This is a genomic window from Cohaesibacter celericrescens (genome assembly GCF_002866925.1).
In the GTDB taxonomy this organism is placed as follows: Bacteria; Pseudomonadota; Alphaproteobacteria; order Rhizobiales; family Cohaesibacteraceae; genus Cohaesibacter; species Cohaesibacter celericrescens.
Map to the genome: position 1 here is coordinate 202,010 of NZ_PKUQ01000022.1, position 23,501 is coordinate 225,510.

Consider the following 23,501-nt stretch of genomic DNA (forward strand, 5'->3'; position numbering starts at 1 on the left):
GGATTCTTTCCGTGGCCTTTCTTGCGCAGATTGTCATAAAGCGGGCTGGCCAGATTGTCCACTGCGAGAATAAAACATTCGATCGAAGGCGGACAGCCGAAAAATGGCTTGAAAAGCAAGAAGCCGAACTGGCTAAACCAGATGTCCCAAAGAGGCACTAATTTCTTCAGTCTCTTCAATATCCCGAACACCGGTAGCGACATTCCAAGTACGCTGTGAATTGGCCCACTGTTGGTTGCGGTCTTCCCTGCCCGATCCAGCCATCACCACTTGCGTGCGCCGTTTGGGTCCACCCGTCGCACCTAAATCAATTCTGGTTCAAGACGCTTGCCGCCGGTATTCTGTCGGAGACAGGCCGACTTCTTTTTTGAATACCTTGCTGAAGTAATTCATGTCCTGAAAAGACAAGTCGAGCGCGATATTGGTGATCGGCAAATCGCTGCTTATCAGTAGTTCCTTGGCGCGTAGGATGCGCCTTTGTTTGACATAGGCGATGAATGTTTCATTCATCGTTTTCTTGAAAAGACGACTGAAATAACTCGGGCTGATGCTGGCGCAATCGGCCGCTTCTTCAAGGGTTATTGCCTTGTGTAGATTACGCTCTATGAAGTTCAGCACATTCTGCATCCGCTCGGGAGAGCGTCCGAAATGATCTTCCGACACTTCAAACAGGATGTCTATCATTTGACAAAAGATATCCTGAATTGCATTGCGGCTACGTCCGTCCAGCTTATGACCCTGCAAATTGTTTATCTGATCGAGCAATGCATCAGGAAGTTGCAATTTTTTCTCATCGGTCAATTCCAGCATGGCCGTTGAGAATTCAAGGATGGACTGACGTGGAGACACCCCCTTTTGCGCATAGATCCATTCTATATGACGCCGCACTTGCGAAAGGCAATCACAGTAGCAATTCTGTTCCAACAGATACCAAATCTGGCCCGCAATTTCGCTGTTGGTACGGTGCGATCCTAGCTCTTTAAGACAATCATCGACCGCTTGCAACAAGGCTTCTGTTCGCACAGGTTTGAGCAAATACTCATCGGTTTTTAGGTGGATGGCCGTCTGCATAATTTCAAAATAATCATAGGCGGTCAGGATTATAATTTTGGTGTGGAGCTGTCTGTCTCGCACAATCTGGATGATTTCCAGCCCATTTGGTTTGGGGATATTGATATCGACAAGCATCAGATCAATGGAGTGATTATCAAGCAAGTCAACAGCTTGTGCACCGTTGCGCGCCTCGCCGATGATATTGATCTCACTTCGGTTTCGGGTCAGAATCGAACTGAGGGCCCTCCGCTCCAGCTCTTCATCCTCAACGATTGCAACATTATACATCAGCGCATGCTTTCATCTGTTGCGGCCCAATCAAACCTTGTCCACCATTAGAAACTTGCAAGGATCAAATTCCATAGGGAAACGGATACGCACCAATGTTCCTTTACCGTTGCGATAAGGGCTAACCATTTCAAGCGCATAATCGTCTCCGAAGAAATGCCTAAGGCGACTATCCACGTTATGAACCCCAATACTTTTGCGATCCCCGTGGTCTGCCTCGCCCTTCAAAACCGCTTGCTTACGTTTTGGAGTTATACCTTCGCCGTTGTCCTCGATATCAATGATTATATCCTGACCGTCAGAATAGGCACACAGGTCGATCACACCGCCCTCTTGGCGTGGTTCTACCGCATAGTTTATGCAATTTTCAACGATAGGCTGCAGCACCATGAACGGGCATAGCACATCGTTAAAAGCTTCCGGCACGTCAATTTTGATCTCAAAGCGATCGCCTAATCGAAGTTGCTGTAAATAGAGATAGTTCCGGACATGCTCCACTTCGGTTGCCAATGGGGCAAACTGCGAGCCACTTTTCTTTAAAACGTAACGCATCATGTCGGCAAAGGCATGCACGGTGCGTTCCGTTTCATCTGCATTCTCAATCAGCGCAAGGCGGGATATTGTGTTCAACACATTAAACAAGAAATGCGGATTGACCTGATAGGACAGAGCTTGCAGTTCAGATTCCCGCAGTGATTTTTCCAGCTCCACACGCCGTTTGGACTCTTCCATGAGGCGCAAATTTTTACTGTAGAGCTCCTGAGAAACCACATTGGAATAGCTCTCTTCTACCAAATAGGAGGCGATATTGAGCAAGGAAAAGGCGGCGCTACGCAATCGCTTGTAGGAAATATCCCAAGTCTCACTGTGTAGAGAGAGAAGATTTGCATCTTCTTTCCAGGATTCTGCGGTTGCAAATATCGTAGACATGTCTTCAAGCTTGACGTCCTTGTCGTCGCCAGTCAGCTTGACCTGCCCTCCAACCACAGCCCCGATATAGTGCCCTTTCATCGTGATTGGCGCTGCAAAATCCACCAGACCACAATGACATTTGTAGATTGAGGGCTCGCCCGTAGACAGTGCAATTCGGCCACCCACCGCATCACAATGAAAGCAGCGCTCACGAAACTTTTCTGTTTGCCGGATGGTGTTGCAAAAAGACGTAAAACCACTCGGTTTTGTAACGGGTACACCATCGGGATCGACAATAACAATGGCAACACCAACTGCATCACTAAAGTCATCCTGCACTTTTTGCAGAACATCCACACTGATCAGGTCTACTAAACTCTTGCGAGTAACACCCTCTGGCTCTCCTGTCACAGATTTTCCTGAACTCATTCTAGTGCTGATAAATCCCTCATCCGCAAAGCCTTCGTAGGATTGCTGCACGGTCTATTTCCTCCCATAGAAATCCTTTGTGCTCTCTCCCAAAATGCCCATATGCAGCCGTGTCTTTGAAGATTGGACGGCGCAAATTCAATGCTTTGATCATGCCTGAAACGGATAAAGAAAAAACCTCTTTAACCGCGAGAACCAATTTTTCGGAATTGATTGTCGCTGTCCCAAAGGAGTTTACATCGATCATCTCGGGATCAGGTTGACCTATAGCAAAAGCGAGAGAAACTTCACATTTTTTGGCAAGTCCGGCAGCCACAATATTCTTGGCGATATAGCGCGCCATATAGGCAGCAGACCTGTCAACTTTGGTCGGATCCTTGCCAGAAAAAGCACCTCCTCCGTGCCTAGCAATTCCCCCGTAAGTATCCACCATAAGTTTGCGTCCGGTCAACCCGGTGTCGGCAATCGGCCCGCCTTCAACAAAACGGCCAGTGGGATTGATCAGCAACCGTGTTTGGGACGTCAACAAGGAACCAAAGACAGGATAAACAACCTCTTCAATAACGCCTCGGATGATGTTTTGTCTATTAACTTCAGCATCATGCTGGGTTGAGACAATTACACAGCTCAACCGATCTGGGCGATCATTTTCATCATAGCTCATGGTGACTTGAGCTTTGCCATCTGGTCTGAGCCAGGGAAGCGCGCCACTGTGTCGCGCATCTGCCAACCTTGCTGTTAACTGATGGGCATAGTGGATTGGGGCCGGCATGAAACAATCGGTTTCATCACAGGCAAAACCATAAAAAATACCCTGATCGCCAGCACCTAAGCTATCGCCGTGAGAAACGCCTTGCGCGATGTCTGGCGACTGTTCACGCAAACTGGTGACAATGAAACAAGTGTCAGCTTCGAACCCTAACGCGGGATCATCATACCCTATTTTATGCAGTGTCTCCCGCACGATCGGCGCAATTTCAACATGGGCATGAGAGGTTATCTCCCCCGCGATGAAGACCGTATCACCTGCGACCATAACTTCAGCGGCAACCCGGGCGTAAGGGTCTTGGGCAAGATAGGCGTCCAGGATGCCGTCTGAAATCTGATCACAGACCTTATCGGGATGCCCTTCGGTAACGGATTCCGAACTTACAAATTTCATTGACATCCTTCTTTCGCTTTTTGGTCTGTTTTACAGCAGATGTTAGATCTGTTGTCTGCCCTCTTCATTCAGGTTCGGACGACAGGTTCATTTCCCTTGGGTTTGGTATCCATTCAACTGTCAACCGCCAATAACGCAGGAAAAACCGGCTTCCTCGACGACCTTGACCAAGGGGCCTATTGCATCCTTTGGCATAGCCTCAAGATTTCCCATCGGATAAGGGCGCCCTAACAACGCATATTTATTCTCGCCATAGCTGTGATAAGGAAGAAGATGAATGGTATCGACACCGGGCATGAGTTTGGCAAAGGCGGCAATATCGCCAATCGCTTTTTCGCTATCATTAAAACCCGGCACCACAGGAACGCGGACCACTGTCTTGGTAAGCGAGGCCATACAAAGCGCATTTTCCAAAATGATACGATTATCGACACCGGTATTGGCCAGATGAACAGCTGGATCAACCACCTTTAGATCCAACAACAAATGATCCACATGAGGGATAACATCACGGGCGATTTCCCGTGTCGTATAACCGGTGGTTTCAATCGCGGTGCTCCACCCACGTTCGTGACATGCCTTCAACAATTCCTTGGCAAACTGGTGCTGGAATAGTGGCTCGCCTCCCGACAGGGTGATACCGCCACCGGAGCGACGATAGTGTGTCGCATCCTTTCCCACTTCATGAATTACCTGCTGGATAGACATACGACGCCCAGATTGAGTCAACGCATTGGTCGGACACACTTCTGCGCATTTGCCACAAGAGATGCATTTATCCCGATCAACAAACCCCGGATTGTCACGCGAAAGGGCCTGTACCGGACAAACGGGAATGCAACGTTCACAATGGATGCAATCAGATGCTTGATAGAGAAGCTCAGGTTCAGGATTTTGAGATTCAGGGTTGCTGCACCAGCGGCAGCGAAGCGGACAGCCCTTCAAGAAAATAATGGTTCGAATTCCGGGGCCATCATGGATCGAATAGCGCTGGATGTCGAAAACAACACCCTCTTTTTCATAGTCAATCTGGTTCATTTTGGTCCCGCTTGTTTTTCAGGCATCACTTTGCCATGGTGTCCCCATGGCTCGACGCTTCGTTTGTTTGTTGTGCAATCCGGTCAGTCAAAAGCCAGGCTGTTCTGCCGCCTTGATCGCGTCCATGGCCGCCTTCACCGCAGACGTCTCACCCAACACCGCCAATGTGGTAACGTGCTGCGGACAGGTGCCGTAGATCTCGACGGTAAAGACGTCTGACGCCTTCATGGCCAGATCCGAGAAGAAAAAGAGGTCAGTAACACTGGCCTGAATGAGGCCGACAGACCCCACCCGATGCTCTTTTGCCCATGCTCTGCCATGCGGAGGCATCCGCCGCTGGAGCATTTGCAACACTTCAGGCTGTGGCGCATTAATGATCCGGACATTCATAGCGGAAGTTCCTCCCTCAAGAATTTTCTAGTCTTGGTCACCCTCTTCAGGGCATGTTTTTTGGATGAAGAACGGGATCGGTGTAGATCAATCCCGTTCTTCTGGGACGTCATCGTACGTTCAAAGCTTCGACCATGACGCATTTGCGACGGCGGGCGAACGATTTGGGTGATGTCAGCCCCTCACCGGTTGGTCCGGCAATGGTGAAAGTAGTATAGCCTTCGCCTCCGACCCCGATGCCTGCATAGGACGGGCCGTTTTTGACAAAGATCGTGGTCTGAATGAGCTTGGCCATTTTGGTCAGTTTGCGCACATTGGTGGAGTGCATGATGGCCGTGTGCCGGTTGCCATGTTCCACTTCGACAGCCAAATCAATGGCTTCATCAACGGTTTGCACCCTTACCAGAGGCAAAATCGGCATCATCAATTCTTCCTGAACAAAGGGATGGTCTTTGGGAAGGTCGATCAAGATGATTTTCACGCTGTCATCCACCGTGATGCCAACCTTATCCAGCAAGTAAACAGCACTTTTCCCTACACAGGAGGTTTCTGGTGTTCCTTTTGTGTTGATCACCAGCTTTTCCAGTTTGGTGATGACGGCAGGATCGCTAACCAAGTAAGCACCGCATTTTTTCATACAGGAAATCAAATAATCGGCAATCTGATCGACCGCGATGATTTCCTTTTCGGCAATGCATGGCAGATTGTTGTCAAAACTGGCGCCGTTGACGATATCTTGCGCGGCTTTTTCGATATCCGCAGTCTCATCAACAACGACTGGTGGGTTGCCCGCGCCTGCCCCGATGGCTTTTTTACCCGTAGACATCACCGTTTTGACGATGCCCGGACCACCAGTTGCCACCAGCATGCGCACTTTGGGGTGAGCCATCATGGCGTTTGTGTTATCGATGGAAGGCGTCTGCACTGTTACAACCAGATTGGCTGGAGCGCCCAACGTAGCAAGTTTGCGGTTGATCAGCTTGATCATAAGCAAAGATACTTCCGTCGCTCTTGGGTGTGGACTGAAGACAACGGCATTGCCTGCGGCCAGCATACCAATCGAATTACAAATGATGGTTTCTGTCGGATTGGTGGTTGGCGTAATGGCACCAATGACCCCGAAGGCCGAATATTCAACCAATGTCAGTCCATTGTCTCCGCTCTGCGCTTCGGTGGTCAAATCTTCGATGCCCGGCGTTTTTTCTGCAGCTATCCGGTTTTTGATCAACTTATGCTCATAGTTCCCCATACCGGTCTGCTCAGCGCCCATGCGTGAAATGCGTTCAAGATTGTCCTGCACCAAGGTTACTTCACGAATGCCGTCAATGAATTGCTGCCGCGCTTGCATGGAACAAAACTGATATTGGCGTTGAGCAAGTTCCGCAGCGTTTACCGCTTCGTCCATGCTAGCGAAAACACCATCACCAAGCGTCGTCATTTCTCCTTCAGCAACCGTGATGGCGTCAGAAGCCTTGTAGGGGCAGCCCACTGGAGCGGAACAATCAGAAACACGTCCGCCATGTTTTTCAGCCAGTAGCTTGGCGACAATATCGGTGACCATAATATCGTTTGGGCTTTCACTGCTTTTGCTACGTTCCCAGCCACATTTGGTTGGGCTTGGTACATATTCATTCTGAGCATCAGAGCTGGGAGAAGTCTTTCCGGTCTCGCTCATGATTTTCGCCAAAATTTCGGAAACCATATTGCCGGGAGCCGCACTGGTTGGACTATTGTTGACCTTTGGCGCGTCACTCACGGGTGTCGTGTTGGTGCCTCCAAAACCGCTGAGAACTTTCGCTACAGCGTCTGCGATCTTTTGATCGTTCACTGCTTTATCCTTCCTCAGGGCAGCGCCCTGCATGTTCCAAAAAAATGTAAAGCGCGTGGTCAGCGATCAGCATGTCTTCATCTGCTGTGCCACCACTGACACCAATCGCGCCAACCACAACGCCGTTGCGGCGAACAGGCACGCCGCCGCCAAAAAGAACCGTCCGCCCACCATTGTTGGCTTGGACGCCGAACAACATGCCACCCGGCTGTGCCAACAGCCCCAATTCATGGGTCGACATCCGAAAACTTGCTGCGGTATGCGCTTTATCGGTCGCCAACTGTGCGCTTGCTGGTAGACTTGACGTCATCCGGTGAAACAAAATCTGCTGACCTTCTGTGTCCGCAATCGAAATGACAATAGGAACACCAATCGCCTTCGCTTTCTGTTCCGCCAAAGCCGCAAGATGTTTGGCCTCCTTCAGGGTCAGCGGTCCAGGGCTCTGTTGCGAGATCTCTTGCTGGATCAAGTGAGCAATCTGCGCTCTGTTTTCTGCCGTCAGCATCCGCTTGATCCTTACCAATCATGCTTTGTCTCAATGGTGTCCACGATGCCCACGATAGTGGCATCGGTGACGGAATCTTGCAGCAAAGCAGCTTGTCGAGCCGAGCTGTTGGTGGTGACAATGACTACTTCATCATTGCCGGCACCGACCGTATCCACTGCGATTTCGGTGTAGCCATCCGGCTCCAGTTTTTCGTTCAATCTGGCCACAACAAGCAACTTGGAACCAAGTAGGGATTCATCCTTGCTGGTCGAGACCACTGTTCCGATGACTTTTGCAATATGCATTGCTTCCCCCTAGCCTTTAATGATGCGGATGTTGCGGGCACGCAGTTCTTCAGCGGCCAACGGCGTAATCAATTGATTATGGTCCAGATGCAGGGCCTGACCCTTGAAGCGTTTTGCGTCACTCCAGCCGATGACCCGCTTTCCGGTTTGCGATGGCGCGTTAACGCGCGCTGGCGCCTGACTTACCAAGCTGTTTGACGTGGTTTGACGCTCGCTTGGTATTAGGCCCATCACGGCCTGTGCCAAATTTGTGGCATCACACAGTTTGACACCGTAATTTACCAACGTTGTCAGATGCGACACCATCATGGCGCGATAGGCAGAATTGGCACCAAAGCCGCGGTCTTCACGACCGCGACAGGTTGGGCAACATCCGTCTCTAGCAGCGACAATCGGTTTGCCCAGCTCCAATGCGGTTGTCAGCAGGCGAGATACGGGATCGTCGGCAATGCCCATCGTCACTTTTGCAGCCAGAGACACAGCCATGCTGGCAGCAACAACGACACCACAACCATCCAGCCGCTTTTGAATATCCGCGCCCGTTAGATCTGTTGCTGCAGTGGATTTGCATCCAGCACAAGCTTTGTGGGATTGCCCACATGCTTCTTTCGCGCAGAACAGATCGAGCTTCCAGCCTGCCTCGCGTAATGCCTCAACAGACTTATGAGCGTCAATCAGGCCATGGATAGACCCGTCAAATACAACAAGGGCGGACTGTTTTTGTGCGGTTAGCCGCTCCACCACACGCTCGGAGACTAGCTTGATCAAAGCCATGTTTATCGCCTGTTCCAAAGGGGTCATTGCAGGCTCCCTTCTGGACCGTTATTCTCATACATAGCGATGCCAAGCGGCGTAACCAGCAGAGGCTCGGCTGGCTTATGAACACTTTTGCCGGTCTGGCTGGCGAATACCTTTTCAAACTGGGAAAAAACACAGGCACCACCTACCACATAGATGTCATCAACATCATGGTTGACCAGAAAGCCGGAAACGATACTGGCCATCTTATCGACGACGGGCTGCACCACCGCAAATACATCGCGTTCGTTTGCCGTATCTAATTTTGCTACCTCGGCCGCTTCAAAGGACAATCCACGCGCACCGGCCAAAACCAATGTCATGTGTGTACCGCCGGTCGCTTCATCAAAGGCATCAAGGACTTTGCCATTTTTGAGAATACTGATGCCGGTTGTGCCGCCGCCAACATCGACGACGGCACCATCGCTCACCTTGAGAACGCGCGCCGCAGCAGATGGCTCGTCAATAATTTCCATCAATTGGAAGTCAGCAGCCTCAACCACATTGCCTATCGCTTTGGCATTGCCCGGCGAAATGCCCGGAGGGATGGCTGTTGCGGCTTGCAAGAGAGGCTCACCAAGTCGTTCTTCAAGCTCGGCTTTGAGCTTTCTGACTGCTTGCACCGCTCCGATATAATCAACGACAATGCCGTCACGTACGACAGTTGAACGATGCGTTGCACCGGCGACGGGACGATTGTCTGCATCCAATACCGATAGAACGATGTTGGCTGTCCCTAGATCGACGCCGCATTTGAGCGGGCCGGAAGCACGATCCTCATGGGCGACGATGGTTTTGTCCCGGATTAGCGTGGCAAATGCGTTCAATATGGCATTCGAATCCGTCATTTCAGTCTCTCTTGTTTGCTGCGTTTGCCGCCACATTTATGCCTTGAGGATACGAACATGATCGTCATTTTTCAGCCCAAAAGCATTGGCCTCTTCAATGTCAATATGCATTTCAAGGCCGGATGCTTCAGCGGCGCGAATGGCTACGTGATGCATGATGCCGCCGCGCGGGCCGCCTATTTCAACACTGACTTCTTCGCCATTTTTAATGCCAAGAGAACGTGCGGTTTCAGGCAACATATGAATGTGCCGCTGCGCTACGATCACACCGTCTTCTTTTTTGACGCTGCCATTGGGTCCAACAACTTCAATACCAGCAGAGGCCTCCAGCTGACCAGACATGCGCAACGGCGCTTTGATCCCCAAGGTGAAACCATCGGCGATTGAGACTTCAATTTGGGTTTCCTTGCGCAGGGGCCCAAGTACCCTCACCTTTCCGATTTCGCCTTTCGGGCCGCGCAAAATCACCGTTTCTTCCGCCGCATATTGACCGGGCTGTTTCATGGCTTTCTTGCGTGTCAAATCGGAACCCGGTCCAAACAAGGCATCCAAATCGGGGCGCGATAAATGAATGTGACGATTGGAGACGCCAATCGGTACAAGCGATGGATCTTGCTCTGCAATAACGGCGGTTTGACTGGCAGCCTGACCCATGGCTTTTGCCAAAATTTCGGCGACGACCCGGTCGATCATGTCATGTGTGTTTTGCATGGGGTTTCTTTTCTTTTGGTCTTATAGGTCGTTTGTTTGAGCTTTATCCGCGTCTTCGACGAGATCTTGCGCTTTTATGTACCGTTTTGGAGGGGTCAACCGGCTGCGCCTCCGCAGAACTCTGTTCTTCGGTTTTCAACTGTTGAACAGACACCACGTTGTCGGCTTCCACTTGTTCAGGCTTCAGCTCGACAGCCACCAATTTTTCTGTATCGCCAGAACCCGCTTCTTGAGGGCTAGGCTCTGGGGGTTGGTCGGACTGGTCATCAGGCTTGGTGTCTTTGCCGCCACCATCGCCCGAGGGAGTGGCATCTGGAGGGGTGTCATGTGGTGGTTTGGGGAGATTTACACCCACCGTGTCTGCATTTATGACCATCGCTTCCACGCCATCAGCTGGGCGTGCGATGATGCTCGTCGACACAATCTGACCCACCTTAGCGGCGGAAACACGCGCTGCCGAGACAGCGGCATTAATGGCGCCAATCTCTCCGTAAAGTTTGATGACCGTCATGCCACCGCCTTTAGCAAACTCGTAGCCCACCAATTCTACATTGGCTGATTTCACTGCGGAGTCTGCCGCTTCAATGGCCGTAAGCAAACCAGTTGCTTCAATCAATCCAAGGCTTTTCTGTACCATGACGATCCTCTTTTTTTCTTAGATATATGGGGTTGTCGAAGACACGACGTCCGCCGGATCGAGTGCTGCGATCACTTGTTTGCCAACTTCGCGAGCTGCAATGATGGCTTGACGCACGGCACCTGAGTCACCGGAAAATGTGAAGATGACTTCGTTGCTGAAACTGGTGCCATTGCCTGGTGAGGAATAGCCGATAGCTTCAATGGTTGCTGCTTTGGCAGCCGTATCAGCCAACAACACACCGATGGCAGCAGGTGCCCCAACAGTGATACCAAATGACTGCCCCAGAGGAGCGCCAAAGGCTTTGGCAAGTGCGGAACTGGCCCGAGCGGTATACTGGAATTCCAGATGACCAGCGGGGGTGCCATAAACATCACCGAAAGTGCGTTCAACTTCACTCAGAGTGACTTCAACGGCACGGCGCGCGTCAGACACATCCTCTGCACCAAAAATGATCAGAGAACCGTGACCGGCCCCACCTTCGGTGTCGCGAGGCAGTTCAATCAAAACAACTTCACTGTTGGTTGCCTTGACTGCTTCGTCAGCTGCAAAAATGTGCGGCCCTGCGCCTGTGCGAGCACCAACAATGCCGATCGACCGGTATTTCTTGTCGATATTCATCTTTTCATGCAGCAGTGGATCAACATTAGCGATGACCAGACCGATTGTGTTACCGATGGCTGTGCCAACGAATTCGGTCAGACCACAGCCGGCCATTGCGCCACCAAATGATTTGGCAGCTTGGGCTTCAGGTTCTGCCTGGGTGGAGCTTTCGCTTCCACCCATTTTGCGGATAACCTCGCCCATGATCTGTTCGACAAGATCGTCTTTCATTGTCGATACTCCTCTTGATCAGGGGTTACTATTCTGACTTGATCTGTGGCAGAATTTTTTCAACTTCGGTGTGTGGCCGTGGGATGACATGGACAGAAACCACGGATCCAACTTTCTCGGCAGCGACAGCGCCTGCATCGGTTGCAGCTTTCACTGCGCCCACATCGCCACGCACCATGACAGTGACCAGCCCGGCGCCAATTTTTTCATAGCCAACCAAGGTGACATTTGCTGATTTGACCATTGCGTCAGCGGCATCAATTGCGCCGACGAGACCTTTGGTTTCAACCATTCCCAACGCTTCTTGTTGCATTGTCTTCTCCATATTTGAGTGTTCAGAAATTGACCTAGTAAGGTATCAAGTTTGTAATTTGAGTGATTGGCGTCCTCCTGTCCTCCTATCCCCTAACCGCCAACACGATGCAGCAAGATCGTAAGGTCTTGTGCTGTCGGTTTACGCGGATTGGTGGCGGTGCACGCGTCCGCAAGCGCGGCATTGACGAGAGTTTGCTCACTACGAGCGTAGGTGTTCATATCGACACCATGCGCTTTCATAGTTTTTGGAATTCCGAATTTGGCATTCAGCTTTTCGATTGCATGGACCAGCGCGTAAACGCCCTTCTCAGTACTCGGGAAATGCAACCCAATTCTTTTTGCAATCCGAGCATATTTTTCAGCCGTTGGTCGGCAATCTGGAGACATTGCAGGCAGACCTGCATTATATTCGATGACGATCGGCATCAGCATCGCATTGATGCGGCCATGCACGATATGCATTTGCCCGCCGATGGCGTGCGCCAAGCCATGATTGATACCCAGCCCCGAGGCAGTGAAGGCCAGACCGGCCAGGCAGGACGCTTGATGCATGGCATCACGCGCGGCCAAATCGTTCCCATCGGCATAGACCTTTGGTAAAAATGCAAAAGCCAGTTCCAGTGCTTTTTCAGCACACGCATCAGTGAAATGGTTTGCTCCCGTCGCAACAATAGCTTCAATCGCATGGGTAATGACGTCCATGCCGGAATCGACGGTCACATTGAGCGGTGCTGTGCGAACAAACTCCGGATCCAGCAAGGCGACATCGGGCACGAGATCCCTTGAAACCAAAGGTATTTTCTTGCCGTTTTCCGGGTCAGAAATAACCGCATAGGCTGTCACTTCCGATCCGGTGCCGCTGGTTGTTGGAATGGCGACCAATTGTATTCTACGATCAGGCTTCACTTCCCTAACAACGGCAAGAATGGCTTTTGCGGCATCGATGGCCGACCCACCACCAAGCCCAATCAACACGTCGGGATCAAAGTCTGAGAAAAGGCTTGCACCCTTGGACACTGTTTGTACAGGTGGCTCTGGAATGGCTTCGTCAAACACGAGACATTCGCTTCCGCCAAGATAGGCCTGAACCCGATCCAGCGCACCCGACTTCACCATGAATGCATCAGTGACAATACCGACCTTCTGGCCGCTATAGGCGTGCAATCGTTCTAGCAAGTCTGGTCCGAAGACAATCTCGGTCTTGGGATAAAAACACTGGTAACGAGCCATTAAACAGAAGTCCTTAACTGCTTGATTTCTTGTTGGGAAGGCGCTGCCGGAGAACTGGGGAATTCGCCGACAGCGTCATGCTAGCCACCAGATCCGGAAAACTTGAGTGACCGGATCTGGTCCGAAAAGTCAGGGACTTCTCAGCAGCTTGCTGTCAAATTCTGCTCCGTACGACTGATGATGTCGTCTTGAACCTCTTTGGCCAGCACCACGAACTGAGCGCTATAGCCAGCCACGCGGACCACAAGGTCGTTGTGTTTTTCCGGTTCACGCTGCGCATCGATCAAGGTTTGCCGGTCAATTACGTTGAATTGAACATGCATGCCCTTGTGATCGAAGTAAGAGCGCACCACAGAGGTGAAGTTGAGGATGCCGGTATCGCCAGCAAGGGCAGAAGGCAGGAACTTCTGGTTATAGAGTGTGCCGTTGGATGCGATGAAGTGATCCAGTTTAGCAACCGAATTGGCAGCGGCCGTTGGACCGTTGATATCCTTGCCTTGACGAGGAGACACACCATCAGCCAGAGGAGCTTTGGCCGGACGACCATCTGGCAGAGCTGCCACATCTTTACCGAACAAAACATTGGCTGACACTGGATAGATACCAGCTTGGAACTGACCACCACGTGGGTTGGTATATTTTTGCACTTCCATGCAGTAGATCTGAGCACATTTTCTAGCAATCATATCCACTTCATCGATATCATTGCCGAAGCTTGGAGCACTATCCAACATGCGGCGGATATCTTCATATTTTGAAGGGGTAGCACCGGATTTGTTGGTTTCCAAGGTGCGATAGACTTGATCCTTAAGACTGGAAACATCCATCGAATTGTTATTGTTCAGCACCTTACGGACTGCCGCATAAACCTGATCTTCAGTCAGGTCTTCACCAATAGCGGAAGCAGCCTTAGCTCCAACCGGTTGACCGAAGTTGGCATCAAGTGCCTCTTTCAGGTCGGCCATGGAGATTTTTTTCTCGTCAAAGACAAATTTCTTCATGGCATAGACAGAGTCACCGGTGTCCGCGACACCAAAGGCCTGAGGGCCGGTGAAGTTATACAGCGCTCCGCCTTCCTGAACGGATGTACCGCGGCCGATGCAATCGTCAACCATGGCAGACTGGAATGGCAAAGGCGCTTTTTCTGCGTGCGCAATGTCAACGCAGTTGTCAGCTTCGACCAGATATTTGACGAAATAGGCCATTTGGGCTTCAAAGGCGGCGTAAAAGTCATCCAGAGAATGCCAATTGGTCATCTCACCGGTAACCGGACCCAGTTGCGTGGTGCCGTTTTTGCCGTTGTTCAGCGTGATTTCCAGAACTTTGGCAACATTAAAGAATGCAGCGTCGTGCCAGCCTTCGGTTTTGTGAATAGCCTGCGGTTCAACACAGCCGACGATGCCATAATCACGGGCGTCTGCAAGAGAGACACCACGGTTCTGAAGAGATGGAATGATCACTTCATCATTATACATGGCTGGAACACCAAAGCCGAGACGAACCACTTCGGTTGCCCGGAAGAGGAAAGCATCAGGGGTGCCCTGCCAGACACGAACCGAGAAAGAAGGCGCGGGTAGCTTTGTGTGAGCAACCGCTTCCATACACATGTAGGACACATCATTGGTTGCATCCAGCCCATCAGCAGTCTGACCACCAACGCATAGGTTCTGGAACACGGCATAACCGGCAAAGGCCTGCGCGGAGACTTCATCGCGGGTTTTGTTGACGTCGTTGAGCTTGACCCAGATGCAATCAATCAGTTCTTGAGCCGCTTCACGACTGATAGATTTGTCAGCCTCCAGATAAGGATACATATATTGGTCAAAGCGACCAGGAGAGATGGAATGACCAGAGGATTCAATCTGCAACATGCTCTGGACAAACCAGAAAGACTGGCAAGCTTCCCAGAAGTTGGAAGCAGGATATTCAGGGACGTGAGCACAGTTTTTAGCAATCTGCTGCAATTCCTGTTTGCGGGTTGGATTGCTTTCCGCTTTGGCAAGTTCATCTGCCTTGGCAGCATAACGATGAGCAAAATTGATGGCCGCGTTATAGGTAATGATAATCGCTTCGTAGAATTGCTGTTTTTTGATGTAAGAGGGATCCATACGATCCATTGCATCCATAGCTTTTACGGCTTCTTCGATGATGCCCCGGAAACCGATTTTCAAGATTTTGCCATAATCAACACAGACGTGGCCGACGCCGCCATAGAAATAGTTACCGACAGTGAACACACCATTGGCGATGCAGTCTTTGGCTTCTTTTGACATTAGGGAGTCAGCATAATCACTGGTGGTATTGCCGGGCCAGTATTTGAAGGCCTCATGCAGATCAGCCGCTGTATCCTTAGGAATTTCAAATGGGTCGGCAACGCGGCTTGCCATTGTGTCAAATTCATTTTCAACCCAGTCAAATGAGAACTCCGGGCAAATTTCGGTCGAACGCGGGTTTTTGGTAATAGAACCGACTATCAATTCGTCTTCACGGATGGTGACTGGCAGATTGTTGAAAATCTTTTCTGCTGCCTTGGCGCGACGCATGATCGCGGAAAGCCCTTCGGTTTCCTTGTAAGCCTCGGTAACCAGCACTGCGCGTTCGGACTCGACAAAAGGCCGCGCGTTCAGGATCTGATTTTTCAACCTCACAATACGGTCGGTTGGTTGTGAAAAACCTTTTTCTATCATTCTTTCCTCCAGGCCATAGCAACCGGGTTCCTTACGCATGCGCCAGAAACAGACCGGGCTACCCTTCAGTGCTCGTTTCGCGAACCAACAGTGAGACAAAATCGCGCAACATCGCCGGGTGACCATGCCAAGCAGGCGCCGTCACCAGATTTCCGTCAACGACAGAGGCTTCCGGTTCAACTTTGATAAATTCACCACCGGCCATGCGCACTTCCGGTTCGACAGCTGCATAGGCTGTCAGACGTCGGCCACGCACAACATCGGCGGCAGTTAAAATCTGAGCTCCATGACAGATCGCCGCGATAGGCTTTTTCTTCGTCATGAAGTGTCGAGCAAGGTCCAGAACCGCTCCGTTCAACCGCAAATATTCGCAAGCGCGCCCTCCCGCAAGATAAAGACCGTCATATTGCTCAGCTTCAATCACCCCGAAGGATGCATTGAGGCGAAACAAATGTCCGGGTTTCTCCGAGTAAGTTTGTTCACCTTCGAATTCATGGATGGCCGTACGGATAAACTCTCCCTTTTTCTTACCCGGGCACGCAACATCGACTATAAAACCAAGCATAAGAAGCGCTTGATACGGAACCATGACTTCGTAATCTTCAGAATAATCACCAGCTATTATGATAATCCTCACCATTACGCCAAGTTCCTCCTCCGACGTTACTGGCGACGAACGTTTTACTTTCGCCGCGTTTGCAAACGTTACGCTTTGGGTTCACTTTTGGTCAACGGACAGGTTTGTCTTTCACGGGTAATATATTGCCTTCGACTAACAACTTACCGCAAAAACTGATTTTCATTATATATTTCAAATATTTATATATATTTTTAGAGAAAATTTCGTCTCAAGCCTCACCTCACACAGGGAAATATCTGTCATTTCAAGGCGCAAAACTTCCCTCACCTCGGCCACAACGACAAAAGATAAACGCTTTGAGAAAAGCATGCGGGATATGTATATGGATGTTGATCCTCAGGACCATAAACGTTCTATACCATTGTTTTTATTACTTAATAATTCAACCCAAGGCCAATGTTTCATAGCATTTGAATGCTGAAGATGGGTGTTTCCGAGAAGCTCTGAACCGCAGACATCCAGCATGTCAAATATTTACCTATGAAGATCAAATTGATCCCGTTGACTTGCGCGGCATATTTTCAATAAATCTAATTCAAGTATAGCTACTGACTGTAGCGATTATTACTTAATATTGGACTATTTCTAGATAGAAAATTCTAATTTCTACTCGAAATACAATCAAACCCATACATAGCCGACGCTCTGAACATAGGTAGGAACTCAACAATCTTCTCGGCCGGGGTTCTTATGACAAGCCATCTGGGAGAGTGATGGAAATGGTCTGCGTCGGGCTTTGTGATCCGCATTTTGGATCGCGGACAATTAGAAAGTTTTAGGGAGAAAAGAATGACCGCAATTGGTTTGCTCGTCGCTTTTGGCGGCGGCATATTTGGTGCAGCGATAGGTGCACTATCCGCCTTTTCCTTCATCGGATTTCTGACTATGATTGGCGTCGCTATACAGTTAAGTGTCGCGCCTGAAGCAACAGATTTTTTCGGCGTCCCCTTTGGTGCCTTTGGGCCGCATGTGGGTGGCTTTGCTTCAGGGGTGGCCGCTGCGGCTTATGCTGCCCATAAGGGTAAACTTGAAAGCGGCCGCAATATCGTAACGGCTGGAATGGGATTGAACAGCCCGGACGTACTACTCGTTGGCGGCGCATTCGGTATTCTGGGATACGTGTTATGCTGGATTGTCTCACAAGTACCCGAGTTTGGACCAGGTTTGGCTTGGACCGACTATCCCGGTATTTGTGTTGTTATTTCCGCCTTCATCGCGCGTCTTCTATGGGGAAAGACCGGCATTTTTGGCAAAGCTGAAAAAGGGCGCAAGTTTTTTGACCCAACAGATTCAACCAAATGGCTGGCCTTCCAGAGCGAATGTGGTCAGCTTGCTGTAATAGGGCTCGGTGTCGGGCTGCTCGGCGGTTGGCTTGGCATTACTTATGGCATGACCGGTGCTCTGCTCGCTTTTGGTATTGCCGCCGCTAGCCTGTTTTTCCTGGCACTCGGTCTATCATTGCCCGTGACACACCATATAGCCCTGCCCGCTGCTATCGTTGGCGCTGCGTCCGGAAGCATGATCTGGGCATGTATTGCAGGGTTGGTTTGTGCCTATGCCGGTGAAGTGGCTGCTCGCTTATTCCTGTGCCACGGCGACACCCATATCGATCCACCAGCCTGCACCATTGCCCTCATGACGATGGTGTTTAACTTCCTGACCGCTGTTGGATTCTGGGCGATGATCCCGATGCCAGTTTAGTCCGGCCACTTCTTATATTGAACACAATCAGTGCGGAGCCTTACAGGCTTCGCATTGTTTGTTTGAAGCCTGCCCAATATCAAATCTACGATCCCCCGTTGACGATCCTAAGCCGGTTTTAGCGTTTGTGGGCACATGCTGAAGCTATCTGGCGACACAGAACATACTCCAACGCATAAAGCAGCTGCACAAAGTCTTGTTTGGTTCATATTCAGATGCAGCATTGCGCCAGTGTTCCCCATTCCAAACAAATAGTCCCAGAGATAAGCCCTCTATTGCAAAACAGGCAGCACAGGCGTGAGCCTCCTTCGAGCGAAGACAGCTAGGCCTTACAATTTTCAAGTAGATTTTTCGACAACCAGAATGGGATGGCCTGGTTTAAATGAGCCAGCCCCTAGACTTGAACTCCGAAGTAAGAAACAAAAACCATTGAATGAGACAGCAACATCCCAAATACATATAGTTGCAAAATAGACTTTACACACCTTTTGCTGATTAGTTCACTCAGTAATGATAGGTACTACTGCGCAGATACTTAAAATATACAATTAAAACCACCCTTGTTATCCAAACAACTTCAGAATTTAACCAAATGTTAGACGGAATTTATAAAAATTCTAATGTTTATGACTATACGAAGGCTGTGAGGAAACGATGGTTTCATTTTCCAATATTTCGCTATCAAAAAAAATCCCGCTTCTGATTGGAGCGGTCGCATTGGTCTCTGTGGTTGCCATCAGCATCTTGAGTGTTGTGAAGTCCAGTGATGCTCTCAAAACCCAAAGCGCAGAGCAGTTAACGGCTTTAGTGGCGGCAAGATCTAGTGCACTGGAAACATATTTGGGTAGCATCAAGGAAGATTTGACGACCCTAGCAGCATCGGAACAAGCAAAACTGGCGCTGACGGCCTTTTCATCCTCATTCAAAGATTTAGGTGCAGACGCCGAAGATATTTTGCAAAAAGACTATATAGTCAACAACCCTCATCCCGAAGGTGAAAAACAAAAATTACTTCGTGCGAAAAGCAATAATAGTTACAACGCCGCTCATGAACGGTTTCACCCTTGGTTCAGTTCTTTTCTGGAAGCACGCGGCTATTACGATATCTTTTTGTTCGCACCAAATGGCGACTTGGTTTACAGCGTATTCAAAGAACTGGATTATGCGACAAATGCCACCTCAGGGCGCTGGAAAGACACGAATCTAAGTAAAGTATTTGCAACCGCAAATCAGGGCGGCCCCTCAGAAGTAGCCTTTACTGATTTCCAAGCCTATAGCCCAAGCAAAAATGCCCCTGCAAGCTTCATTGCCACCTCAATTAGGGACAATGGAAAGCTCCTAGGTGTCCTCGCTTTCCAAATGCCGATTGAACGCATCAATAGCCTGATGCAGGCCACAGATGGCATGGGAGAGACCGGTGAGACCTATCTTGTAGGCGCAGACAAACTTATGAGAAGCGATTCTCGGTTTTCAAAAGAAAGTACTATTTTGACCCGCAAGATAAACACCTTGGGGGTGCAATCCGCATTCAACAATAATGCTGGTGTTTCCGAAACTTTGGATTATAGGGATATCCCGGTTTTGTCCGCATATCGCCCCTTTGAGTTTGAAGGCGTGAAATGGGCTGTCATAGGCGAAAAAGATCTTGCTGAAATAGCAAAACCCGTCGACTCACTCATCTTCTCTATTGTCGTTGAGGCTATCATTATACTTGTTATCGTTGGTGCCTTGGGTTGGGTGATTGCACGCGGAATTGCATCCCCCATTCTTGCTATGACCGGTGTCATGTCTCGTCTAGCCAATCAAGATTATGAAATTGACGTGCCAAGCCGCGACCGAGAAGATGAAGTTGGCAAGATGGCCAAGGCCGTTCAACTGTTCAAAGAAAAAATGATCGAGGGTGATCGATTAAGAGCAGAGCAAAATCATAGGGAGCAAGAAGCGGCAGGACAAAAGAAAGCCATGATGCAACAACTTGCCGATGAGTTTGAGGGGTCAGTTGGCGCCATTGTAGAAATTGTTTCTTCTTCTGCAACCGAGCTCAACGCAACGGCATCGGCCATGGCCGCAAATGCGGAAGAAACATCCAGCCAAGCAACAACGGTTGCAGCAGCCTCTGAAGAAGCAAGCAGCAATGTTCAAACGGTGGCCGCAGCCACAGAGGAACTGTCTGCGTCAGTCGGTGAAATAGGGCGACAGGTGAACGAGTCAGCACAGATCTCTCAACAAGCCGTCTCAGAAGCAGATGCGGCCAACGTAACCATCAATAGCTTGCTCAAGGGTGCGCAAAACATCGGTAGCGTTGTGCAAATGATCCAGGATATTGCCAACCAAACCAACCTGCTAGCGCTGAACGCAACGATCGAAGCGGCCCGTGCAGGGGAAGCTGGCAAAGGGTTTGCTGTTGTGGCGTCAGAAGTCAAAGCATTGGCAAGTCAAACAGCAAAAGCCACGGACCAGATTTCGTCGCAAATCATTGACATGCAGGCCTCAACGCAAGAATCTGTTGGTCGCATCGATGGCATAAGCCAGACCATTACACGGATGAGCACCATCTCGGACTCAATCGCTGTAGCTATCGAGCAGCAATTGGAAGCCACACGAGAGATTGCAAATAATGTTCAGGAAGCCGCAGCTGGTACAGGGGAAGTGTCCGAGAATATTTCAGGTGTAACCCACGCAGCCGCTGAGACAGGTTCCGCAGCTGCTCAGCTGCAATCCGCATCAGCAGAGTTGGCATCGAATGGCGAACAGCTCTCGGTTAAGCTATATGACTTTCTTGACAAAATCCGCGCAGCATAAGAGGTGTGGCGCTGCTACTTAGGAAGTCGATAAAACCAAAAAGCGATATTGGAGACGGGATCTGGGTGCATAGACTCAATTTGTTTCAGGTCCCCCTTCAAAGCTTCCCATATACTGAGATTTCCGCACCACAGGCGCTGAAAACATTTGGCATTGCCTAAAAAACTCTCCCTATTTCAGATTGTCATCATAAAAACTAGTGAACTGAAAACAGACCAAATGAAGACTTCATTGCGTTCGGATTGGCTCTGAAGGGTAATGAAGCTGAAGCGATACATCATCGGTTTGGTCTCGATGAAAAAGGCAATAATACTGCGCATGCACTTATCTCCCATAACGAGGGAACGAAGCGGCTAACGTTGCGCATGACTTTTTGAAAAGTTCTTATTATCGGTGTAGCGGTGGTTTCGCAAATAGCCGCTTTGGTGCCACTTCTACCCTATCATGCACAGCCAGCAGATCATTTAAGTGCCGAAGAAGCATAGCATCGTCATAGCAAATTTTTACGGTGGCCATGCGTAACAAATTGTCACCAATACATCAGTATTTGCTTAGGTTTTTCCCTTTTTAAAATACTGAAGAGATTTCTGCCGAAGCTTTTGATTACCCGGAAAGTGACGCCCCTATCCGTTTAGGTTTTGGAGGACAAACAATACAGAACCGTCAGGACAATTGCCCTGCCAGTCATGCCACTTAACCAGTTACACTGCCTTTTATAAACCCTCGGGCACGTCAATACCTTCGAGCAGCCTACTTCTAACAAATCGCTGAGATGCAGCAGTGAACATATCTTCCCAAGACGAAAATTTGGAGTGCTTCACCAATATTTCTTGCCACACGGCATCGGAAATTTTGTCCAAAGATTCTTCGCTGACTTCATCTTGTCCGGCAAGTGCAAAAATTTCAGAAATATCATTCAGATCTGTGTGCTCCTGAATGAATTGAGGATCGAGCAAGACAGTCAATGAGACGGTTTTCTCAGCTTGCAGGCGCTGGGAATTATCCATGATGGCATCAATATTGCCATAAATCAGATCTCGGGCCTTGGCTGCTCGGTTCATAGATCTCTTCTCCAAATACAATTCAAGTCAGGAGGAGACATTGCAAAACCAATGCCTCCCCCCCTTTCTGATACTAACGAATTGTTAGTCCGCCATTTACGTCAATGCTCTCACCATTGATGAAATCATTATCGATTAGCAATTTAATTGCAGAGGCAATGTGGCTTGGTTGACCATTGCGCTTGAGAGGATTGCCCTCAGCCCAGGCATCCATTTGCTCGGGAGTGGAAACTTTCTCATGAAACGGCGTATCGATGACACCCGGAGAAACCGAGTTTGCACGAATGTTTGGTGCCAACTCTTTGCAAAGTCCGCGTGTGAAGGTATCAACCGCCCCTTTAGCCGCACCGTAAAGTGTTGCTGTCGGCGCGCCATGGCGAACGACAATTGAGGTGATATTGACAATATTGGCGTTGGTGCCCTTGCGCAAAAACGGCACGGCGAGAGAACTGATTTTCATCAAAGAAAATACGTTGAGGCTGAAGATTTCTTCCATCAACTGCCACTCAAGACCATCAACTGGCTGTCTGCGCACGAGTCCACCAGCGTTGTTGACCAAAACATCCAAACTATCGGTCAGTTCTCCGATTTTTCTGAATAGCTCAATGCAAGCGATTTCACTTGTGATGTCGCTCTGCAGCAAATTGACCTTTGCGCCAAGCGCAAGCAATTCCACTTCGAGTGCTTTGGCTTTGTCTACGGAACGATTATAAACCAGAAACAACTCATTATTCGGGGCCAACAAGCGTGCCGTTTCCGCACCGATTCCGGTGCTGGCTCCTGTGATCAAAATTTTAGCCATATGTTTAATCCTTTCCGGTTTTATACGCTGTCATTGTTCGAGAGGTTTTTTGTCTTGTTATAAGCCGCCAAATTTCTTAAATGCGCGGCTAAAAAGAACAGCGATACGATGGTCATATATACACCCGTTACAGGCATCGCGATATAGAAGACCTTCCTTGTAATCTGGAAAATGGGCGATGCAGCTGCGGCTTTTAGAACCAGAGTCGTGCTGTAATAGGCGAACACGCTAAGAAATAAGATGTTGATGCACTCAATCAAACTAAGAAGTGCATACCGGCATCTGGTTCCTTCAAAAAGGACCTCCAAAAAGTCTATCTGCGGATGTTCCCGATTGCGCCAAAGCATTGCGGCTGTTGTAAAAACCAACCATGCGAAGGATAGCTCAACGATTTCATCAAACCACCCCATGGAGTATATGGGAAAAAACCGAAGGAGCACATTGAGTGAAGTCAGAAAGAACAGCAAGCAAAGCAACGTGATAGAAACGATACGAAAAGCTCGATACAGGACCTTGTCGACTTTTAGAATTGCAGCAAGCATG

General features: G+C 49.6%; 24 protein-coding genes. 2 read left to right on the forward strand and 22 right to left on the reverse strand.

Translation table 11 applies throughout. The features are described from left to right. Positions 1-132: 132 nt before the first annotated feature. From C0081_RS23860 to C0081_RS12355, 18 genes are all read right to left on the reverse strand, one after another. Positions 133-312, reverse strand: a complete 180-nt coding sequence (locus C0081_RS23860) for a DUF2460 domain-containing protein (protein ID WP_101534118.1) — start codon at positions 310-312, stop codon at positions 133-135. 6 nt (positions 313-318) lie between these two features. Continuing rightward, the gene (locus C0081_RS12275) at positions 319-1,341 is read right to left on the reverse strand and encodes a response regulator transcription factor (protein ID WP_101534119.1); all 1,023 of its coding nucleotides are present in this window, start codon (positions 1,339-1,341) and stop codon (positions 319-321) included. Between the two features lie 30 nt (positions 1,342-1,371). Next, on the reverse strand, positions 1,372-2,733 hold the full coding sequence (locus C0081_RS12280) for a sensor histidine kinase (RefSeq protein ID WP_245417937.1): 1,362 nt from the start codon (positions 2,731-2,733) through the stop codon (positions 1,372-1,374). Continuing rightward, on the reverse strand, positions 2,702-3,850 hold the full coding sequence (metK, locus tag C0081_RS12285) for a methionine adenosyltransferase (RefSeq protein WP_101534121.1): 1,149 nt from the start codon (positions 3,848-3,850) through the stop codon (positions 2,702-2,704). Before metK ends, C0081_RS12280 begins: the two co-directional genes overlap by 32 nt. A 114-nt stretch (positions 3,851-3,964) precedes the next feature. Then, positions 3,965-4,882 carry a glycyl-radical enzyme activating protein gene (locus C0081_RS12290; RefSeq protein ID WP_101534122.1) on the reverse strand — a complete coding sequence of 306 codons (918 nt, stop codon included), beginning with the start codon at positions 4,880-4,882 and terminating at the stop codon, positions 3,965-3,967. Between the two features lie 87 nt (positions 4,883-4,969). Further along, a complete protein-coding gene (locus tag C0081_RS12295; RefSeq protein WP_101534123.1) occupies positions 4,970-5,272 on the reverse strand; it encodes a BMC domain-containing protein in 303 nt (100 codons plus the stop codon). A 109-nt stretch (positions 5,273-5,381) separates the two neighbouring features. Further along, the gene (locus C0081_RS12300) at positions 5,382-7,100 is read right to left on the reverse strand and encodes an aldehyde dehydrogenase family protein (protein ID WP_280952872.1); all 1,719 of its coding nucleotides are present in this window, start codon (positions 7,098-7,100) and stop codon (positions 5,382-5,384) included. Positions 7,101-7,104: 4 nt separating this feature from the next. Then, on the reverse strand, positions 7,105-7,605 hold the full coding sequence (locus C0081_RS12305) for a GlcG/HbpS family heme-binding protein (protein WP_101534124.1): 501 nt from the start codon (positions 7,603-7,605) through the stop codon (positions 7,105-7,107). Positions 7,606-7,616: 11 nt separating this feature from the next. Next, positions 7,617-7,892 (reverse strand): EutN/CcmL family microcompartment protein, encoded by a 276-nt coding sequence (locus C0081_RS12310; protein ID WP_101534125.1) that lies wholly within the window; start codon positions 7,890-7,892, stop codon positions 7,617-7,619. A 9-nt stretch (positions 7,893-7,901) separates the two neighbouring features. Continuing rightward, positions 7,902-8,693 carry a hypothetical protein gene (locus C0081_RS12315; RefSeq protein WP_101534126.1) on the reverse strand — a complete coding sequence of 264 codons (792 nt, stop codon included), beginning with the start codon at positions 8,691-8,693 and terminating at the stop codon, positions 7,902-7,904. Further along, positions 8,690-9,538 carry an ethanolamine utilization protein EutJ gene (eutJ, locus tag C0081_RS12320; protein WP_101534373.1) on the reverse strand — a complete coding sequence of 283 codons (849 nt, stop codon included), beginning with the start codon at positions 9,536-9,538 and terminating at the stop codon, positions 8,690-8,692. Before eutJ ends, C0081_RS12315 begins: the two co-directional genes overlap by 4 nt. Positions 9,539-9,574: 36 nt before the next feature. Further along, entirely contained in the window at positions 9,575-10,249 is a 675-nt protein-coding gene (locus tag C0081_RS12325; protein ID WP_101534127.1) for a phosphate propanoyltransferase, read from the reverse strand. A 43-nt stretch (positions 10,250-10,292) separates the two neighbouring features. Then, on the reverse strand, positions 10,293-10,886 hold the full coding sequence (locus C0081_RS12330; protein WP_101534128.1) for a BMC domain-containing protein: 594 nt from the start codon (positions 10,884-10,886) through the stop codon (positions 10,293-10,295). A gap of 18 nt (positions 10,887-10,904) precedes the next feature. Continuing rightward, the gene (pduB, locus tag C0081_RS12335; RefSeq protein WP_101534129.1) at positions 10,905-11,720 is read right to left on the reverse strand and encodes a propanediol utilization microcompartment protein PduB; all 816 of its coding nucleotides are present in this window, start codon (positions 11,718-11,720) and stop codon (positions 10,905-10,907) included. A gap of 28 nt (positions 11,721-11,748) precedes the next feature. Then, positions 11,749-12,033 (reverse strand): propanediol utilization microcompartment protein PduA, encoded by a 285-nt coding sequence (gene pduA / locus C0081_RS12340; RefSeq protein WP_101534130.1) that lies wholly within the window; start codon positions 12,031-12,033, stop codon positions 11,749-11,751. A 92-nt stretch (positions 12,034-12,125) separates the two neighbouring features. Then, on the reverse strand, positions 12,126-13,265 hold the full coding sequence (locus tag C0081_RS12345; RefSeq protein ID WP_101534131.1) for a 1-propanol dehydrogenase PduQ: 1,140 nt from the start codon (positions 13,263-13,265) through the stop codon (positions 12,126-12,128). A 140-nt stretch (positions 13,266-13,405) separates the two neighbouring features. Then, on the reverse strand, positions 13,406-15,952 hold the full coding sequence (locus tag C0081_RS12350) for a glycyl radical protein (RefSeq protein ID WP_101534132.1): 2,547 nt from the start codon (positions 15,950-15,952) through the stop codon (positions 13,406-13,408). Between the two features lie 58 nt (positions 15,953-16,010). Continuing rightward, positions 16,011-16,592 carry a DJ-1/PfpI family protein gene (locus C0081_RS12355; RefSeq protein WP_101534133.1) on the reverse strand — a complete coding sequence of 194 codons (582 nt, stop codon included), beginning with the start codon at positions 16,590-16,592 and terminating at the stop codon, positions 16,011-16,013. 789 nt (positions 16,593-17,381) lie between these two features. Here C0081_RS12355 and C0081_RS12360 point away from each other — a divergent pair. Continuing rightward, on the forward strand, positions 17,382-18,293 hold the full coding sequence (locus C0081_RS12360; protein WP_101534134.1) for a DUF7973 family transport facilitator: 912 nt from the start codon (positions 17,382-17,384) through the stop codon (positions 18,291-18,293). Positions 18,294-18,947: 654 nt separating this feature from the next. Next, a complete protein-coding gene (locus C0081_RS12365; protein WP_101534135.1) occupies positions 18,948-21,095 on the forward strand; it encodes a methyl-accepting chemotaxis protein in 2,148 nt (715 codons plus the stop codon). Between the two features lie 176 nt (positions 21,096-21,271). On the opposite strand, the gene C0081_RS23240 is transcribed toward C0081_RS12365, so the two are convergent. The 4 genes from C0081_RS23240 to C0081_RS12380 all read right to left on the reverse strand — a co-directional run bounded on the left by C0081_RS23240 (position 21,272) and on the right by C0081_RS12380 (position 23,500). Then, positions 21,272-21,415, reverse strand: coding sequence for a hypothetical protein (locus tag C0081_RS23240; protein ID WP_180966880.1), 144 nt, complete (start codon positions 21,413-21,415; stop codon positions 21,272-21,274). Between the two features lie 393 nt (positions 21,416-21,808). Continuing rightward, entirely contained in the window at positions 21,809-22,156 is a 348-nt protein-coding gene (locus tag C0081_RS12370; RefSeq protein ID WP_101534136.1) for a hypothetical protein, read from the reverse strand. Positions 22,157-22,229: 73 nt separating this feature from the next. Next, on the reverse strand, positions 22,230-22,958 hold the full coding sequence (locus tag C0081_RS12375; protein ID WP_101534137.1) for an SDR family NAD(P)-dependent oxidoreductase: 729 nt from the start codon (positions 22,956-22,958) through the stop codon (positions 22,230-22,232). Positions 22,959-22,978: 20 nt separating this feature from the next. Then, on the reverse strand, positions 22,979-23,500 hold the full coding sequence (locus C0081_RS12380; RefSeq protein ID WP_101534138.1) for a TRAP transporter small permease: 522 nt from the start codon (positions 23,498-23,500) through the stop codon (positions 22,979-22,981). Position 23,501: the final 1 nt, after the last annotated feature.